This is a genomic window from Paenibacillus sp. FSL M7-0656, assembly GCF_038003225.1.
Taxonomy (GTDB): Bacteria; Bacillota; Bacilli; order Paenibacillales; family Paenibacillaceae; genus Paenibacillus; species Paenibacillus amylolyticus.
In genome coordinates this window covers 1,850,513-1,869,793 of record NZ_JBBOOT010000001.1, presented here as the reverse complement: position 1 = coordinate 1,869,793, position 19,281 = coordinate 1,850,513, and the positions used below count along the sequence as shown (strand labels likewise).

Below are 19,281 nucleotides of genomic sequence, written 5' to 3'. Positions count from 1 at the left end.
ACTGGAGAATTTATTACTACATGAAGCTTGTTACTTTTGAAATTGGAGCGGATGGAAGTCACCAGAATTGATATGTGAAGGTCACGGGACCCCATAGACAATGGCAAGCAGGGGTGATTACAATAAACATGCCATCATAAGGAAGAAAATAGAAAAACTATGTTGAAATAAAGTGTGCGTTCAAAAAGTCTGGTTTTCAGTACAGCGGACTCTTTGAACTACCTCTAAAAGGGCGGGAATCCATAATCCATGAATTTGATCCGTTCACTTCGTTTTAAATTTATAGTGGGTCTTACATTGATCATGCTGCCATTATTCATGCTGCTTTATTACAACAATGTCTACGCCATGAAAGTTGTACGTGACAAAGTATCCCTCACCAATATGAATCATCTCGCCAAGAGTGTGGAGCAGAATGAACGTGTGTTACAGGAGACGAATCGGTATTTGTATAGTCTGGGCGAGCGGGACCCGGATATTATCTCTCTGTTTTTTCTGAAATACGGCAGCGGCGATTATATCATTGCAAAGCAACGGATTATGAACAAATTCATGACAGATATCGGTTTTTATAATCTAATCGATTCTTTTTTTCTATATGATGCCGTGAATGATGATTTGCTGCTCGCGACTTCAGGCAATTATGATGTCAAAAAGTCGGTTGTGCAGGAGAGTATGCCAGTCCAGATGCAGCAATTGGAAGGGGATATCCAGAAGCCGGAATGGAGCATCGTGCGTGGCGGGACGTGGAATGCGCTGGTGAAAACGGTGCGAATCAACCAGCAGTTCTATGCAGGTGCACTTGTTGATATGAATGCACTGAATCATACACAACAATTCACTGAATCCGGAGATCGGGGAGGCGCAGTCATTGTTGGAACAGACGGTGGGGCACTATCGGATTCCACATTAAATACTGCACAGATTCAGCTGGCTGCAGCGCATCTTCCCGGCCTGAAGAATCCGTATCAGGTGATCTCTGAAGTTGTGAACAAGGGAGAAGCACGTCAATATTTGATGTTGGGTACTGCCTCGGCCATGTCCGAGATGAATTATATCGTGCTGCTTCCTGAGGAAGACATGATGCGTAACCTCCCGTTTTTCCAGCAGATCATTCGTCTGCTTCCCATTGGCGCGGCAGTAATTCTGGTTACTGCACTGATCTTTTTGCGGCATCTGTTATTCCGCCCGATGAATGCGTTAATCCGAGGCATGAGAAGGGTGAGCCGTGGAGATCTCGATGTGAAGCTGGACCCGCCATCTTCTTCGGAGCTTGAATTTATGACACGAAGTTTCAATCAAATGACCAGTGAGATCCGGCATCTGAAGATTGATGTGTATGAGGAACAGTTGCGGACGCGGGAGGCAGAGTTCAAACAACTGCAGATGCAGATCAATCCTCACTTTTACCTGAATTCACTCAATATTATTCATAGTCTGGCTTCCTTGCAAAAGCATGAGTTGGTGCAGCAGATGGCTGGTCATCTGGCCGATTATTTTCGATTCAGTCTGCGTGCAGGCAAACGTGTTATTCGTCTGGATGAAGAGCTGGAGCACATTCGTCATTACTTAGAAATTCAAAAGCTGAGGTTTCCAAGCAGATTCGATTTTGAACTGGATATCGAACCGAATCTGGGACATTATGTGATTCCGCCATTAACCATTCAGCCTTTTGTGGAGAATGCCATTATTCATGGATTTCAGCGCCGGACACAAGCATTTGTCATTCGGATCGTGGCGCGCCTCGGTGAGAAGTCGTCCGGTCAGGTCGATGGGACGGTGCTTCAACTGATGATTGTGGACAATGGTGTTGGATTTGAAGAGGAATTGTTGGGGCGTCTGCAACATGGACAATACGCTGAAGATCCGAGTGGACAGCATATCGGTATATGGAACGTGGCCCATCGGCTTTTAGTGAAGTATGGTGATCAAGCCAGTTTGCAGTTTGGCAATGAGGTGGATCATGGCGCCAAAGTCATCATTGATTTACCCGCTCAGACCGAAGAGGAAGAAGGGGGAGCCTATGCGGAACCTGTTGATCGTGGATGATGAAGTGTATGCATTACAAGCAATGGTGGAAGGAGTCGATTGGCAAGCAGCAGGCATTGACCAGGTATACAGTGCTGGTGATGCCGAAGAGGCAAGAAAGATTTTAAAGGCTAATGCTATTGATATCATGATCTGTGATATCGAGATGCCTGGTGAAACAGGGCTTGACCTGCAAAGTTGGGTGTTAAAACATGATCCAGGCATACTGACCATTTTCCTGACAGGGCATGCTTTATTCGATTATGCACAGACAGCCATTAAGCTAAACAGCTTTGATTATGTGTTGAAGCCGGCTCCAGCGGATCAATTGATTAAGGTAGTCACCCAGGCGGTGGAGAAGATCAAGGATGGAGAGCAGCGTACCCGTACCAACGAAGTTTATGAGACCGTATACAAACGCTGGAAAACCCATAAACCGCTACTGACGGAACGCTTTTGGAAAGATGCCATCTCTCAGCGTATCACGTTAACCGAACAACGGTTGCAAGAGCTCGCAGAACTGTATGGTGCCGAGATTGATCCGCAGGCTCGTGTGTTACCCATTGTAATATCGGTAGAGGAATGGGTGCGTGATTTTGATTTGCGTGACGAAGAGGTATTAGAATATGCCCTTCGTAATGCAGCCAAAGAGATGCTGCTTGACGACAAGCCCGGTGAGGTGTTTCAGGATCAAAGTGGATTAAATATTGTGCTTGCTTATGAGCAAGATGGCATCATTCCAAGTGCGAGCGAAGTGGCACAACGTTGTCAGGGATATATTCAGGAATGTGGTACGTATTTCTACTGTCGGTTGTCCTGTTATGTTGGTGCCCCGGTTGCTGTAACTGAGTTGCAAGGCATGTTAAATGAACTGATGGATATGGAACGGCGCAATATTAAGGAGCTTGAAGAAGTTTTTGTCTATGATGAGCGGGGAAGAGATCAGGAAGATCGCTTTTTGCCTATTCCATGGTTTTCGGAATTATCTATTCTTTTTGAGACAGGTAAAGTAGGAGATTTGCGAGAACGTGTGGATGAGATTTTTGAGTTGCTTGCTGCCCAGGAGGGTTTGTCTCCTGAAATGCTGCATCTCTACTATCATGCCATGCTGCATGTGGTCTATCCGCTGCTTCATCAGAAAAACGTGTCAATACGCAGTCTTTATCCGGGTGAACGGGAGCCGGAAGAGAGTATGGTGACAAGGTCGTTGCCGCAGTTGAAACAGTGGACGGCTGATCTGATTGATCGTGTTATCCCGGTATTGTACCCGGACGATCACAGCCCCATGACCATTGTGGATCAGTTGTGCGTTTATATTGAAACTCATATTGGTGAAGAACTTATGCGAGAGGAGCTTGCAGCTTTTGCCGGATTCAATCCCGCTTATCTATCACGTCTGTTTCGGAAAGAGAAGGGGATGTCCCTATCTGAGTTTATCCTGCAGGGCAGAGTAGCCAAAGCGAAGACATTGTTGTCCCAGTCCACCGTCAAAGTGACGGATATCGCTGGCAAGGTGGGGTACTACAATTACTCGCATTTCACCAAAATGTTCAAAAAGTGCACGGGTATAACGCCACAGGAGTTTCGAAAACAGTCACGTACCGTATAGTTCAGGGCGCAGCATGCTGCGTCTTTTGTTTTTTCTGGATCTAAAGTCATAATTTGATAAGTCAACAGGTCACCACAGCAGATAGAGGTCTTACTCGCCCCGCCGTATACTTGAACCACAGGAGCCGCAACGGAGCTTCATCCTGAGGAAGAATTCAAGAGGAGTGAGGGAGAACAAGTTATGAAGACACAACCCCAGGCGGGTAAGGGAGTACGGATATCGGAAATACCGGGAGAAACAGTCCGAAAGCGCAAGTCTGTGTGGCACAATCTTGGCAAATTCAAGGTGCTGTATCTCATGTTCTTGCCAGGTGTCCTGTTTCTACTGGTGAACAACTATATGCCGATGTTCGGCGTTCTGATCGCATTCAAAAATGTAAACTATGCTGATGGTATTTGGGGTAGCCCATGGAGTGGATGGGACAATTTTAAATATTTGTTCTCAACCAGTGATGCATGGGAAATTACCCGAAATACACTCGCGTATAACACGGTGTTTATTGCACTAAATCTCTTAGTAGGTGTCGGGCTTGCTATTCTGCTCAATGAAGTGAAGAACAAGGCAATGTCCAAGTTATATCAATCACTTATGTTATTACCGTATTTCTTGTCCATGATTGTGGTCAGTTATCTGGTACTGGCTTTCCTGGGCAAGGATTCAGGCTTCATGAACTCAACGGTTCTGCAGATGTTCGGCGGTCAGCCGATCGACTGGTATTCAGAGCCGAAGTATTGGCCGTATATTTTGCCACTGGTGAACACATGGAAAAATATTGGATATTATGCCGTCATTTATCTGGCAGCTGTCGTGGGTATCGATGAAGAATATTATGAAGCAGCTGTGCTCGATGGCGCAACCAAATGGCATCAGATCCGTTTCATTACCATTCCGTTTCTCATCCCATTAATCGTCATTATGACTTTATTGCAAATTGGCCGTATATTCTATGCAGACTTCAGTCTGTTCTACCAGGTTCCATTGGAATCGGGGGCGCTGTTCCCTGTAACGAATGTACTGGATACCTACGTATATCGTACGTTCCTTATCGGTGGAGATATCGGGATGTCATCAGCAGCCGGTCTATACCAAGCAATCGTTGGATTTGTGCTGGTTCTTGTATCCAATACCATCGTAAGGCGAATAGATAAAGATAATGCATTATTTTGAGAGGAGGCAAGTCAGCTGTGAAATCACGTGATCCACTAGCCGTATCGAAGCGTTCCGCATCCGTTATTCATGCGATGTTTCTATTCTATGCCATTGCCTGTATCGTGCCGATCCTGCTTGTCTTCGCCATCTCATTTTCGGACGAGACAACAGTAATTGCCAATGGATATAAGCTTATTCCAGAGAAATTCAGCCTGACGGCTTATGAGTTTCTGTTCAGAGATATGGATCAGATCATTCACTCGTATGGTATATCCTTTATCGTTACCGTTGTAGGTACCATTACAAGTGTTGCACTGACCGCATTGTATGCGTATCCGCTCTCACGGAGAGATCTGCCTTACCGGGGCTGGTTCGCCTTTTTCATCTTCTTCACAATGTTGTTCAATGGGGGGCTGGTACCTTGGTACCTGGTCTATGTCAACGTATTGGATCTGAAAAACTCCCTACTGGCACTCATTATGCCGCTACTGCTATCCCCATTTTTTGTACTGGTCATGCGTACATTCTTCGCGAACTCCATTCCGGTGTCTATTCTGGAATCGGCTCGGATTGATGGTGCGGGAGAATTGAGAACGTTTGCACGTATCGTGCTTCCGCTCTCTCTCCCCGTAATGGCAACCGTCGCGTTGTTCAGTACATTGAATTACTGGAATGACTGGTACCTTAGTATGATTTTTATATCAGATAACCGGACGATCAGCCTTCAGTACCTTATGTACCGGACGCTGCTCGATATTCAATATTTAACAACCAACTCCAACGTCTCTTCACAGATTTCGTCGCAGGGTGGATTACTGAATCTGCCTAACAAAACTCTGCAAATGGCGATGGCTGTAGTCGGTATTGGTCCAATTGTACTGGCATATCCGTTCTTCCAGCGTTATTTCATCAAAGGTCTTACGGTTGGCGCTGTGAAGGGATAACTCTGAACCGGTTAGCGGAGTGGGCAAGGTAAATGAAGATGGACTGAAAGGGCATATACAGAAGTAGTTATCGGTTTAATTGTGAATTGGGGAATTCGGTTGTATGGTTCAACACATGACAGGAGGGGTTCAATTGGTTAGATCATTAAAGGTATGGTCACGCATGATGGCAACGGTTATGGCGCTGAGCCTGGTGCTGGTTGCTTGCTCATCAGACAAGGGTGGAACAACAACACCTGGCGCAGAAGGCGGAGGAGCAAGTGAAGGTGGGGGCAAACCCTATGAAGTGACACTGTTCTACCCAGGGACACCACAGAAGGATGTCGCTCTGGTGGAAGCCGAGATTAACAAAAAGATGGAACCAAAGATCGGAGCCACGCTTAAGATCAATGCAATTGACTGGGGACAGTGGGATAACAAGCTGAATCTCATGATTTCCTCAGGTGAAAAATCAGACATTATCTTCACAGCGGCTTGGCAGAACTACACGGTGAATGTAGCTAAAGGCGCATTCTTGCCCTTGAATGATCTGCTTGATGCACATGGTCAGGATATTAAGAAAAACCTGGACCCTGCCTTTCTGGAAGGTTCCCAGGTGGACGGCGTGAATTACGGCGTTCCTACGAATAAGGAACTCGCTGCGACACGTGGTGTGTTGGTACGTAAAGATCTGGCTGACAAGTATAAACTGGACCTGACAGCTGTAAAAACTTGGGCTGATCTGGAGCCACTTCTCAAAACAATCAAGGAAAACGAGCCAGCCATCACACCATTCTATATGTCCAATACCAATGGTAACGGGCTGTTAGAGAATCTGGATTGGGATTATCTCGGTGATGCTTCCGTACCTGGAGTTATCTCCAAAACAGCAGGCGGAACAACGGTGCTGAATGAAGTGGAGACCCCAGAATTCAAAGAAGCGGCTGAACTTGCTCGCAAGTGGTATCAAGCGGGATATATCAACAGTGATGCTGCTACGTCTAATGTGTTCCCGAAAGACCAGGCGAAGGCTGGAAAAGCGTTTCTCTGGACGGATGGCATGAAGCCAGGCAAGGATAAAGAAGAAGAAGGGTATGTGGGTTTCCCACTGACTCAGATTGAGATGACACAGCCAACAATCACGACGGGTGATGCGTCTGGAGCGATGCTTGCAATCTCCCGTTCTTCCGAGCAACCGGAGAAAGCGATGCAGGTCATTAACCTGCTGCATTCCGACAAGGAAATTAACAACTTGTTAAACTTCGGAATTGAAGGTACACATTATGTGAAAAAAGACGGACAGGATAATATCATTGCTCTCCCTGATGGTGTAGATGCCAACAGTCGTACCTACAATCCAGGTGCACAATGGCAACTGGGTAACCAATTCCTGAACTTCCTCTGGGATAATGAAGATCCACAGAAATGGGAGAAGTTCAAAGAGTTTAACGCCAAAGGTGTGAAGTCGCCAGCACTGGGCTTTACGTTCAACAGCCAATCTGTCAAAAATGAAATTGCTGCGGTCAACAACGTGAACAAACAGTTCAAGCCGGGTATGACATCGGGCGCAGTTGATCCAAATGAGATGATTCCGAAATATCTGGAGAAATTGAAAGCAGCGGGAATTGATAAAATTATTGCAGCCAAACAGGAACAACTCGATGCATTTTTGGCTAAGCAATAAATGATCGTCAGCCATGACAGAGAGACCTGTGTTATTACAAGCTCTTGTCAGCGGTGAAAATGGAGGACGTTTTCGGTGAACAACCGAAGACGTTCTTTTTATTGTTGTTTTTTTGATTTGGATTGTTAATCATAAATAGGAAAAATATGATATAATAAGGTGGTTGATTAGGGGGTGTTCGTGTGTCGAGAACCAGACTTGTGTTCTCAGGGGCTTTATTGCTATTTGCTATCATCTTTACATTTAACCATCATCTTGGTTTTTCTGTTGGAGATACCATGCTGTCAGCAATAGGTATATCACCGTATACTACATCTTACTTGAGTGGAGTTCATATCACACTTTTCCTCGGATTGGGGATATTCGCGTGTGGATTCTACCTTACTCGCAAAGAGATTGGGAAATCATTTCCCGGTCTTGCAAAAGGGTTATGGATCGTAGTTATCGCTATCGTTCTCAGTTATTCGTACATGACGGATAAATTCATGTATGTAGCCAAGTGGGGAGCTTCAGGCATTAATGCGGTATCCTATGTACAGAATGCAAGTTCTTGTACCTTTAACGTGCTGAAAACGGGTGAGACCCGAGCAACCTGTGACCTGACACTCAAAAATTACGGCAGAGATTCCGTATCCGCCGTGTTATTGCCTGATCTCGCACGCAGTTATAAGTTTAAGGACGATCCACTATTGGAAGCCTTGCAGTCTGTCCAATTAAGGCCCGTACATGTTGAGATTGAACGCCATGGAACGTTTACAGGTAAGTTGGAGTTTTACGGGAAAGCGGAATCCCCTCTGTTCGTCAATGGGAAACTTATGGATATTGTGCTGGATGTAGGCGTGGATGGAGCGAATACGGTATTTGATTATGATATTCCATAGTTGATATTTTTATAGAAAAAAAGAATAATTACATAAACAGAAGTGGAATAAGGTTTGAGTTGAATAGAACGATTAAAGATATATACTGAAATTAGATAGAGAGCTGGCTAATCGCTGGCTCTTTTTGTGCGTGGAAGTTGCATTTAGTGCAGAAATATTGGTTTTATCTCCTTTCACCTTGAATTGGTAACGCTTACGCTAGATAATGAATCGGTTTGTCTCAAAAAAATAGTTTGTCTTTAGCGCTTACATCATTACAATTAATGTCACGACAAATTAAGACAAGGTGAGATGAAAAAATGTCATATCGGACAAACCTGTTTTCCAAAATGGTCATTCTTATTTTGATTATGCTGATTCCTGTAGTGCTTTTGTACTGGTACTCCAATCACAAAACAACAGCTGTTCTCAGAGATGAGTTGAATCGATCGAATAGTAACCAGCTTGAATTTTTCCAAAATCAAGTGAACACACACATCGAACTGTTATCCTCATGGCCTAATCTGCTCATACATGATCCTGATATTGGCAGCTTCCGGCGAATCTATGCGGACAGTAACTACTTTGATCTGGATGCGATCAACCTGGTCAAACGTATTCAGAATAAGCTGAGTATTCAGGAAAGCTCATCCAATTGGGCCACGAAATTATATCTGTATTCTCCTTCGCTGGGCAGGGTGGTTTCCGAAAGGGACGCACGTTCTTACGATAAAGAAGCGCTAAGGGAAAATATCATTTCCGGCTGGGATGTACGCAAAATTCAGGATGGGGAAGATGATCGGTTCATGTTTAGCTGGATTACGGTATCTCCATACGGTATTAAAGACCCGGCTAATAATGCGGAAACGATTATTAAACTGGAGTTTGATAGTGATAACATTCGGGATATGCTGGACAAATTCAAGGACGATGGCAGGCATGACCCCTTCTATTTCCGTGAAGAATCGGGGGTTATCTATAACCGGACTTCAGATCGTTCATTAACGAATCAGTTGATGGAAGAACTGTCCATCCATAAACTTCAGGACGTTGATAATCGTACAGTAGTGATCGGGAACGAGCCTTACATGGTCAACACGGTGAAATCCAGTACAACAGGCTGGTATTTGGTGGACTATATGCCGCTATCAGATATTCTGAAGCCCATTCATCAATCCAATATGCTGTTCTATTCTTCCATGATTTGTTTGTTGTTAATGAGTTTTGGTGTGGCGTATTTGTTCTATGTTCAGGTGCAGGTACCAGTGAAACAACTCATTCGCGGGTTCCAGCGGTTGAAGCAGGAGGATTATTCCGTGAGGATTAAGCCAAAGGGCCGCAATGAATTCAGTTTCCTGTCCGAACGTTTCAACTTGATGGTGGAGCAGATTCAGCAGTTATTTGAACACGTTTACCTGGAACAGATTCATGTACGTGAAGCTCGGTTGAAGCAGCTGCAATCGCAGATTAACCCGCACTTTTTCTATAATTGTTTCTCCTTCATTACGAGTATGGCGAAACTCAAGCGTATGGACGCTGTTGTAGCGATGTCACATAATCTATCGCGATATTATCGGTATACGACAAGACAGGAGCGGGACGTGGTACCGTTGACAGAAGAAATTGAATTTGTCAGCTGTTATCTGGAGATCCAACGGATGCGTATGGACCGCATTCATTACAAGATTGATCTGTCTGATGAGATGTTAAGACAGGAGGTACCGCCACTCATCGTGCAACCACTAGTGGAGAATGCGGTGATTCACGGTATCGAAGCGGACGCGGAGGCCGGAGAAATAAGAGTATCCGGGGAAAAACAGGGCGGTGTCATGGTTCTTGTAGTTGAAGATGATGGGCAAGGCATGACGCAGGAGGCACGTGAGGCGCTTCTGAATAAGCTCAGGGGAACGATGGATCAGGAGATGGGCTGTGGCCTGTGGAATGTGAATCAGAGACTCCAGCTTCGATATGGGGAGCAGGCAGGGCTGGGTGTAACGGAATCGGAACTTGGTGGATTACGCGTTACGCTGTCATGGCCTGCCGAACAGGAGTTTCTTCTGGAGAATGAAGGATAAGCACTTGGAATGGTAGCGATGGAATCCATTTGCAGAATGAACGAAATAGGGAGTGAATCACTTGATTGATATATTACTGGTAGATGATGAGACATACGTAACAGAAAGTCTGGAACTTACGATCCCCTGGGGAGAGCTTGGAGTAACGACCGTGTTGCGTGCCGCATCCGGTAAAGAAGCGTTGGACATTATGGAGGAAAATGCAGTAGACATCGTAGTTACCGATATTCGCATGCCTGGCATGTCAGGACTGGATCTCATTGCAGAGGTAAGCAAGCGCTGGTCTCATATCCGCTGTATTTTACTAACGGGTCACAGTGATTTTGATTATGCTAAAAAAGCCATTCAATTGCAGGCAGCGGATTATATCCTGAAACCCGTAAACGATGATGAGTTTATGGGATCGGTGTCAGCAGCTATCACGTCTCTTCGCGATGAGTGGGATGAATTCGATAAATATCACCGTCTTTTATACAGTCGGAAGTCTGACTATAAGATTTTACGGGAAAATCTTATGCATGATCTGCTGCTGGGGCGTGAGATCACGGCGCGGGCACTTCGGGAACAACTGCAACAATATGAGATTCATATCGATCCGGAACAATCGGCTGTGATGATGCTGATTCGCCTTTCAGGACGCTTCTCATCGATGGACCAGCAGTCTCTGGATCTGATGGATTTTGCGGTAGGTAATATTGCAGAGGAAGTACTTGGAGAGCAATTTAACGTGTGGTTTGGTCGCGGACCCCATGAGTGTCTGGTTATGTTCTTGCAGAATCAAGATCAGATCGAAGCTCCGCAGATGGACTTGGAGACGTTGAGAATCTCAGCTGAAACTTTCCGTGAGCATGTCATTCGATATTTACAGGGAGATCTGTCCATGGTAGTTACACCGTCATTTCCCTTTAATGAGTTAACAGCAGCTTATCGGAAAAGTCTGGGTTCGCTTGTCCTTTCAGGACCAGAAGAACACAAGATTATATATATGGACATGGATCAGGCACTCAGCAAAAGACCGGAGAATGATGCAACGCAGGCGCTCGAAGAGCTGTACAAACCGCCTGTACTTCCGCAATTGCTCGAGACCAAGCAATGGGAAGCGGCAGCGCGTAAGCTGAACACAGTCTTTGATGCGGCCGAACAGGTACGATTGTCGAGAGAACATGTGTATGAGATGTATCTGTCCGTAACCAATGCATTTATGTATATCGCTCATAAACAGGGGCATCTGGTCCATGAGATTGATCATGCGGGATTCGATCTGCTCCTTGCTCATCAGTTGATTCAATCCCCCGAGAAGCTGCGGCGTTGGGCTACCGAGATGCTGGCGAAGCTTCAGGAAGAGTTGTCCGATCAGGAAGGTGTGCAGAGCCGCAGACATGTGATCAAGCAGGTTCAGGAGCTGGTGACAAGAGATACAGGACAGGATCTGTCAGTGAAGATGATTGCGGACAAGGTATATTTACACCCCGTATATCTATCGAAAATTTACAAGGCAGAGACTGGGGAAGGTCTTGGGGACTACATGATTCGTATGCGCATGGAACGTGCTCTATATCTGCTTAAGAATAGCAACAAAAAAATATACGAGATTACGAGTGAACTTGGCTATCAAAATCCGCAATATTTCAGCAAAATGTTCAAAAAACATTATGGTATGACACCAAATGAATTTCGGGATCAGGCATAATTTCAACAACATTCCAGAATATAGGTTGGCAAAGGTGCAGAAATCTTGATTTCGTATCATAGGCTCAAAGGCCTGGTCAGCCTATAATGAAAGGGTAACCAAAATGATTTAAGGGGGAACAACATGAGAGCGCAATCAACGAAAAAGAGATTCTTGACGCTTCTCGCTACAACGCTGAGTCTAACTGTCGTTCTTGCAGGATGTTCAGGAGGCAGTGGGGGCGGAGATAGTGCAACACCAAGTACATCTGGAACCCAAAACGAATACAAAGAAAAGTATGATCCGGCAGTTACCATTACTACAGCATGGGGAATCGATCCTGAGCTGAAATTTAAAAATGGCGAATCCATGGAAAATAACGTGGCAACCAAGTGGGCCAAGGACAAATTCGGAATTGAAATCAAATCCTTGTGGTCCGTGACAGATACGAACAGTGCATTTGCGACCAAGCTTCGTCTCGCTATGTCCTCCGGCCAAGAAATGCCGGATATTGTGACAATAGGGCAGCCGGATAATTTAGTTGCTCAAGATTTAATTGACTCCGGTATGTATCAGGAAGTGGGACCACTGTTCGACAAATACGCTTCCGACACATGGAAAAAAGCAATGGAGCAGGACCCTAATGTATGGAACCCGTACAGTCGTGATGGCAAAAGAATGGGTGTCCCTGTTCTGGACTATGCCTACAACAATGACTACCTTCTCTGGATTCGTCAGGACTGGCTGGACAAGCTGAACATGAAGGCACCAAAAACCATCGACGAACTGGAAGCAGTGATGGAAGCATTTAAGAATAATAACCCTGACGGCTTGGCTCCAGATAAAGTCACTCCGCTCAGCGTTGGCTTCAAAACATCCATGAATACATGGATGGGAGATGTATCCTGGATCTTTGGTGCATATGGCACCTTACCTCAACAATGGAATCTGGCTGCGGATGGCAAGCTGGAGTATGGTTCTATCAATCCAGGTATGAAGCCAGGTTTGACCAAATTGAGCGAATGGCTCACAAAAGGTTATATCCCGCAGGAAGCAGCGTTGTGGGATGAAAACAAAACGGCAGAGCCAGCAGTTGCAGGCACAGCCGGCATTATCCCGGGTCCATACTGGATGAGTGGATGGCCGCTGAAGGATACGGTAAAAAATGTCCCAGGTGCGGTTTGGAAACCGATTGAAATTCCAACTGGCCCTGAAGGCAAAGCGATGCGTCATGGTACACATTTTGTTAATGGTGTAACATTGATCAAGAAAGATATGAAAAATCCGGAAGCATTCTTTACTTACCAAAACTATCTTTATGATAATTACGCAGATCCGCAACCAGGAAGTGAATATGATAACGGTCTATTTGCAGGCTATGACTATCAATTGGATGGTAATGGTAAACAAATGCCGATTGAAGAAATTGATGGCGGGTATGTAAACGTTGTGCGTTATTTGCTCGTGCGTGATGGCGCTCGTATTCCGGACGCTCAGATGAAAGCTCTGATGAATCTGGTAGATGGCAAAGAGCCTGAAACCAAGCTCGAAAAAGATGTTGCCGTGAACTATGGTAAGGAAACCCCTGCTGCTGCGAAAGTATTGCTGAGCCAAGAAGAAATTTCCTTCAAAAACATGTTCACAGGTCCAACAACGCAGACGATGAAATCGAAGCTGGACTATCTGAACAAAATCGAGAATCAAGCATTTAACGAAATTATCTATGGCAAAAATCCAGCGGATGCGTTTGATACTTTTGTACAAACGTGGAAATCCGGTGGCGGTGACCAGATCACTCAAGAGGTCAACGAATGGTATGACGGTGTGAAAAAATAGTTTTTAACTGCGCACAGACGGTACTCGTCTGTGCGCTTTTTTTTGTTTATTCAAGCTGAGGCAAAGTGGTTGAATTTGTGCCATTTATATTGCTTTTATGTGCTGTTTGGACCCCGTAAAAGGTTGATATAATCGCATTATAAGCCACTCAGGGAGTACTTGAGTAGGAAGAAATACAGGGGGAGCAATCATGAGAACTTTGAAACGCACTTGGCCATTCCACGTTATGCTGTTGCCAGCCATTATCTTTCTGATCATCTTCAGTTATGTGCCTATGGGCGGGATCGTTATGGCATTCCAGAACTACAAGCCATGGCTTGGGATTAGCGGTTCTGAATGGGTTGGACTGGACAACTTTAGATATTTGTTTGAACGTGAAGACAGCTTACAGGTCATCTGGAACACATTGATTATTGCTGTACTTAAACTGATTTTCAATTTATTTGTTCCATTTGTTTTTGCCATTCTTTTGAATGAGGTTCGCAAGATGGCTATACAGCGAACAATTCAAACACTCGTATATTTACCTCACTTCTTGTCCTGGGTCATTCTGGGCGGGATTTTGATAGATCTGTTGTCAACAGGCGGCTTGGTTAACCGGGTTCTGGGAACCTTTGGACTCGGGCCATATTTCTTCCTGGGAGACAACAGTTGGTTCCGATCTACGGTCATTCTGACAGATGTGTGGAAAGAATTTGGCTATAACATGATTGTCTTTCTGGCTGCCCTTGCCGGAATTAATCCAGCATTGTACGAAGCAGCTGAAATTGACGGAGCAGGACGCTGGAAACAGACACTGCACATTACAATCCCTTCGCTTGTGCCGATGCTGATGGTTGTAGGGACACTGGCGCTTGGTAACGTACTGAATGCCGGATTTGACCAGATATTCAACTTGTATAACCCGCTCGTATATCAAACGGGTGACATCATTGATACATTCGTATATCGTTCCGCAATGCAGAATGGTGAGATGGGCTTTGCAACCGCGATCGGATTATTTAAATCGGTTATTAGTATGATCTTGATTCTTGTATCGTACAGCTTAGCCAAAAAATACGCTGGATATCGCATATTCTAAACGAATGAACAGAGAAAGAAGGGACCACGATGTATCATAAATCATTGCCTTATCGCGTGTTTAATATAGTCAATACCTGCTTTCTGATTTTGATCGCCATTATGTGTATCATACCGATGGTTCATGTACTGGCTGTATCCTTTAGTACAAAGGCAGCTGCCGACGCCAATCTGGTCAATCTCTGGCCCGTAGGATTTTCACTTGAGGCTTACAAAAAAACGATGAACAATCCAATTTTCTTGAACTCACTCTGGATTTCACTTCTACGTACAGTGATTGGTACAGCTATTACCTTGCTGATTACGTTCCTGGCGGCGTATCCGTTGTCCAAAGAGAATAGTGAATTCAAAGGCAGAACGATCTACTCCTGGATTTTTGTATTCAGTATGATTTTCAACGGGGGACTGGTGCCATTCTATATGGTTATCCAGAAGATCGGGTTGATGGATTCCTTCTGGGTACTGGTACTCCCAGGAGCAGTTAACACATTCCTTGTCATTCTGATGCTGAACTTCTTCCGCGGTATTCCAAAAGAGCTGGAGGAAGCGGCGCTGATGGATGGAGCTAATCATTTCAGAACATTATTCAGTATCTTCCTTCCCATTTCGATGCCGTCCATTGCAACAATTGCATTGTTCAGTATGGTATTTCACTGGAATTCCTGGTTTGATGGATTGCTCTACATGAATAACGCCAAGGATTACCCACTTGCTACATTTATGCAAACGGTCATTATTGGACGTGATATGAGTAGCATGAGCATGAATCCAAAAGAAATGGAAGCTCTCTCTCAAACTACGGTAAGGGCAGCTCAGATCTTCATCGGAAGTGCACCAATCTTGATTGTGTATCCTTTCCTGCAACGTTTCTTTGTTAAAGGTATGACGTTGGGCTCAGTTAAAGGCTGAGCCTGTACCCCAAATTAATGGAGGTTGATACAGTGAGCAACTTGACGGAAAAGACATTCATTCTGGGAATGGATGTGTCCTTTATGGATGAAATCGAACAGCATGGCGGGAGTTATAGTGATGTGGATGGCAAGGAACAAGACTTGCTGTCCATCCTAAAGATTAATGACGCTAACGCCATACGACTTCGAATCTGGAATGATCCTGTTGGTGGATTCTGCAATTTGGAGCGGACGGTGGAGGTAGCCAAACGGATCAAGGAACAGGGATTGAAATTTTTGCTTGATTTCCATTATTCTGATCGCTGGGCTGATCCAGCCAATCAATGGAAGCCGAAAGCATGGGAGAATCTGTCCTATGAAGAGCTTCAACGTGCGGTATGCATGTATACGGCTGACGTTCTGAGAACGTTGAAGGAACACGATGCGCTTCCGGACATGGTGCAGGTGGGCAACGAGATTACACCAGGCATGTTATGGAATGAGGGACGTGTCGGTGGAGAAGAGCATGATACGGATGAACAGTGGGAGCGTTTTGCAGGCCTTGTGAAGTATGGAATTGCTGCGGTCAAATCCGTTGACGCGGATATTCAGATTATGATACATATTGATCGTGGTGGAGATAACGCCGAGAGCCGCAAGTTTTACGATCGCTTTGAAGCACTGGGTGTGGAGTTTGATATCATTGGTCTCTCGTATTACCCTTGGTGGCATGGAACACTCGATGCGTTACGTGACAATCTTCATGATCTGGCTGAGCGTTATGGCAAACCTATCAATGTAGTTGAAACCGCTTATCCCTGGACGCTGGAGCAGCCGGAAGGCATTGAATGGATTTTGAATCAGGAAGATATGTTGTTACCAGGATACCCTGCAAGTGTAGAGGGACAGACCAAATATCTGAAGGATCTATTGCAGATTATTCGCGAAGTTCCTGGTGGTTTGGGGCACGGATTCTATTATTGGGAACCTGCCTGGATACCAAGTAAAGAAGAATGGTCCGTCGGACATCCGAATAACTGGGGCAACCTCACCATGTTTGATTTTAAAGGTCGCAAGTTGGAATCGTTTACAGCACTTGCTACTGTTGAAGAATCAGATGTCGTGACATACGTGTAATCTAGCGTAATACGTATCGTCTGTGAAGTCGTTGTTATCGTTATCGTATATAAACTAAAAAACAGTAATTAAAGCAAGGGAGTTGTCCTTATGACATACAAATTTCCACCTGTAAGTTCCAAAGCCCCGCACATGTTGCATGGCGCAGACTATAACCCGGAGCAATGGCTCCGCTATCCTGAAGTTCTGGAAGAAGATATTCGCTTGATGAAGCTTGCCAAGTGTAACGTGATGTCCATTGGTATCTTCTCGTGGGTATCCCTTGAGCCGGAAGAGGGCGTATACACGTTTGAATGGCTGGATCAGGTGTTGGATCGTTTTGCAGCAAACGGCATCTATGCATTCCTCGCTACACCAAGTGGTGCCAGACCTGCTTGGATGTCCGCGAAGTACCCGGAAGTGCTCCGTGTATCCGAGAAGCGTGTCCGCAATCTGCATGGTTTCCGTCACAACCACTGTTATACTTCCCCGGTATACCGTGAGAAGGTTACTGCGATCAACACAAAACTGGCAGAACGTTATTCGGATCATCCGGCTGTAATTGGCTGGCATATCTCGAACGAGTTCGGCGGAGACTGTCATTGTGATTATTGTCAGGAAGCATTCCGTGGTTGGGTTCAGAAGAAGTATAAAACACTCGATGAACTGAATCATTCGTGGTGGACCACATTCTGGAGCCATACGGTTACAGACTGGAGTCAAGTGGAATCTCCGGCGCCACACGGTGAGACACAGGTACACGCAATGAATCTGGACTGGCGCCGTTTCGTTACGGATCAGACAGCTGATTTTATCGTGCATGAAACAAAACCGTTAAAAGCTCAGAATCCTGATCTGCCAGTCACAACCAACCTGATGGAATTTTATGGCGGTCTGAACTATTGGAAGTTCGCTGATATTCTGGATTTCCTCTCTTGGGACAGTTATCCGACTTGGCATGATGCAGATGACGACGCGAAACAGGCATCACGTATCGCGATGATGCATGATATCGTTCGTTCCATCAAAGGCGGTCAGCCGTTCTTGCTGATGGAGAGTACTCCAAGTTCGACGAATTGGCAAGATGTCAGCAAGCTGAAAAAACCTGGCATGCATCTGCTCTCTTCTCTCCAGGCTGTGGCACACGGCTCCGATAGTGTTCAGTACTTCCAGTGGAGAAAAAGCCGGGGGTCCAGTGAGAAACTTCATGGTGCGGTGGTAGACCACGTAGGAACGGAACACACTCGAGTGTTCCAAGATGTCACCGACGTAGGAACGGCTCTTGAAGGCATGGAAGCTATTGTAGGAACAGCGGTTCCGGCAGAAGTTGCAATCATATTTGATTGGGAAAACCGCTGGGCCGTTAATGATTCCCAGGGTCCGCGTAATATCGGTGTGAAGTATGAGCAGACGGTGGAAGAGCATTACGAAGCGTTTTGGAAAAAGGGAGTCGCTGTAGACGTTATTGATATGGATGCAGATCTGTCCAAGTATAAGTTGCTGATTGCGCCAATGCTCTATCTGGTACGTGAAGGTGTCGGGGAACGTATTGAGAAGTTTGTAGAACAAGGTGGTACGTTTGTAGCAACTTACTGGTCTGGTATTGTTAACGAAAACGATCTGTGTTTCCTGGGTGGATTCCCAGGCCCGCTGCGTAAGACACTTGGCATCTGGTCCGAGGAAATTGACGGACTGCATGATCGTGATCTGAACGGAATTATCCCTGAGAAGGGCAATGAGCTTCAGCTCAATACAGCGTATGATGCAATTGAACTGTGTGATCTTATTCATCTCGAAGGCGCGAAGTCCCTGGCTACGTACCGTTCTGACTTTTATGCCGGACGTCCGGCATTGACGGTTAACCAGTTGGGTTCAGGAAAAGCATATTACGTAGCGACACGTCTGAAAGCACCATTCTATGATGATTTCTATGCGAAGCTTATCGCTGACCTGAACATTGAGCGTGGACTTGAAACCGAGCTGCCTGCCGGAACAACGGCACATACGCGTACAGATGGTACAGCAGATTATGTGTTTGTACAGAACTACACGCCAGATGAGAAGCTGGTTAAACTAGATGGACAGTCCTATACCGATCTGCTCAGTGGTGATGCTGTGGAAGCAAGTCTCAGCTTGAAGCCATATGACATTTGTGTTCTGCGCAGACCGGTTGCCCGGAAATAATGTAGATTCTATATGTTACTAAATAAATGAAGTTAGTAATTAGACAAAGAGTGCTCTGAACGCCTGCATTGGTGTTCAGGGCATCTTTTTTAATTTTATGCATTTGGCTGTTGAACCATTTTTTCTGGACAAGATAAAGGATAAACGTGTCCGCGTAGCGAAGACAAACACGTAACAT

General features: G+C 45.4%; 13 protein-coding genes. All 13 read left to right on the top strand.

What is annotated here, in order from left to right; all coding sequences use genetic code 11:
• The first annotated feature begins 249 nt into the window (after window positions 1-249).
• The gene (locus tag MHI01_RS08010; protein WP_340982891.1) at window positions 250-2,049 is read left to right on the top strand and encodes a sensor histidine kinase; all 1,800 of its coding nucleotides are present in this window, start codon (window positions 250-252) and stop codon (window positions 2,047-2,049) included.
• Window positions 2,024-3,637: a response regulator transcription factor gene (locus MHI01_RS08005; RefSeq protein WP_340982890.1), complete on the top strand. Its 1,614-nt coding sequence runs from the start codon at window positions 2,024-2,026 to the stop codon at window positions 3,635-3,637. Before MHI01_RS08010 ends, MHI01_RS08005 begins: the two co-directional genes overlap by 26 nt.
• Window positions 3,638-3,817: 180 nt before the next feature.
• Window positions 3,818-4,804 (top strand): ABC transporter permease, encoded by a 987-nt coding sequence (locus MHI01_RS08000; protein ID WP_211081719.1) that lies wholly within the window; start codon window positions 3,818-3,820, stop codon window positions 4,802-4,804.
• Window positions 4,805-4,821: 17 nt separating this feature from the next.
• Window positions 4,822-5,730: a carbohydrate ABC transporter permease gene (locus MHI01_RS07995; protein ID WP_017689303.1), complete on the top strand. Its 909-nt coding sequence runs from the start codon at window positions 4,822-4,824 to the stop codon at window positions 5,728-5,730.
• Window positions 5,731-5,863: 133 nt separating this feature from the next.
• On the top strand, window positions 5,864-7,393 hold the full coding sequence (locus tag MHI01_RS07990) for an ABC transporter substrate-binding protein (RefSeq protein ID WP_340982889.1): 1,530 nt from the start codon (window positions 5,864-5,866) through the stop codon (window positions 7,391-7,393).
• A 182-nt stretch (window positions 7,394-7,575) separates the two neighbouring features.
• A complete protein-coding gene (locus MHI01_RS07985; protein ID WP_036609558.1) occupies window positions 7,576-8,274 on the top strand; it encodes a hypothetical protein in 699 nt (232 codons plus the stop codon).
• 299 nt (window positions 8,275-8,573) lie between these two features.
• Window positions 8,574-10,328, top strand: coding sequence for a sensor histidine kinase (locus MHI01_RS07980; RefSeq protein ID WP_036670219.1), 1,755 nt, complete (start codon window positions 8,574-8,576; stop codon window positions 10,326-10,328).
• A 61-nt stretch (window positions 10,329-10,389) separates the two neighbouring features.
• The gene (locus tag MHI01_RS07975) at window positions 10,390-12,018 is read left to right on the top strand and encodes a response regulator (RefSeq protein WP_340982888.1); all 1,629 of its coding nucleotides are present in this window, start codon (window positions 10,390-10,392) and stop codon (window positions 12,016-12,018) included.
• 123 nt (window positions 12,019-12,141) lie between these two features.
• Complete coding sequence (locus MHI01_RS07970) at window positions 12,142-13,833, top strand: extracellular solute-binding protein (RefSeq protein WP_282321975.1); 1,692 nt, start codon at window positions 12,142-12,144, stop codon at window positions 13,831-13,833.
• Window positions 13,834-14,023: 190 nt separating this feature from the next.
• Window positions 14,024-14,914 (top strand): ABC transporter permease, encoded by an 891-nt coding sequence (locus MHI01_RS07965; protein WP_076326911.1) that lies wholly within the window; start codon window positions 14,024-14,026, stop codon window positions 14,912-14,914.
• Between the two features lie 29 nt (window positions 14,915-14,943).
• Window positions 14,944-15,822, top strand: a complete 879-nt coding sequence (locus MHI01_RS07960) for a carbohydrate ABC transporter permease (RefSeq protein WP_091032085.1) — start codon at window positions 14,944-14,946, stop codon at window positions 15,820-15,822.
• Window positions 15,823-15,854: 32 nt separating this feature from the next.
• Window positions 15,855-16,940, top strand: coding sequence for a glycoside hydrolase family 53 protein (locus tag MHI01_RS07955; protein ID WP_082219046.1), 1,086 nt, complete (start codon window positions 15,855-15,857; stop codon window positions 16,938-16,940).
• A 90-nt stretch (window positions 16,941-17,030) separates the two neighbouring features.
• Complete coding sequence (locus MHI01_RS07950; protein WP_340982887.1) at window positions 17,031-19,103, top strand: beta-galactosidase; 2,073 nt, start codon at window positions 17,031-17,033, stop codon at window positions 19,101-19,103.
• Window positions 19,104-19,281: the final 178 nt, after the last annotated feature.

What these genes read in the sequence shown, in the direction of transcription:
- MHI01_RS07970 (WP_282321975.1), top strand. Translation starts at nt 12,142, where the DNA reads ATGAGAGCGCAATCAACGAAAAAGAGATTCTTGACGCTTCTCGCTACA.
- MHI01_RS07950 (WP_340982887.1), top strand. Translation starts at nt 17,031, where the DNA reads ATGACATACAAATTTCCACCTGTAAGTTCCAAAGCCCCGCACATGTTG.
- MHI01_RS07965 (WP_076326911.1), top strand. Translation starts at nt 14,024, where the DNA reads ATGAGAACTTTGAAACGCACTTGGCCATTCCACGTTATGCTGTTGCCA.
- MHI01_RS08010 (WP_340982891.1), top strand. Translation starts at nt 250, where the DNA reads ATGAATTTGATCCGTTCACTTCGTTTTAAATTTATAGTGGGTCTTACA.
- MHI01_RS08005 (WP_340982890.1), top strand. Translation starts at nt 2,024, where the DNA reads ATGCGGAACCTGTTGATCGTGGATGATGAAGTGTATGCATTACAAGCA.
- MHI01_RS07980 (WP_036670219.1), top strand. Translation starts at nt 8,574, where the DNA reads ATGTCATATCGGACAAACCTGTTTTCCAAAATGGTCATTCTTATTTTG.
- MHI01_RS07960 (WP_091032085.1), top strand. Translation starts at nt 14,944, where the DNA reads ATGTATCATAAATCATTGCCTTATCGCGTGTTTAATATAGTCAATACC.
- MHI01_RS08000 (WP_211081719.1), top strand. Translation starts at nt 3,818, where the DNA reads ATGAAGACACAACCCCAGGCGGGTAAGGGAGTACGGATATCGGAAATA.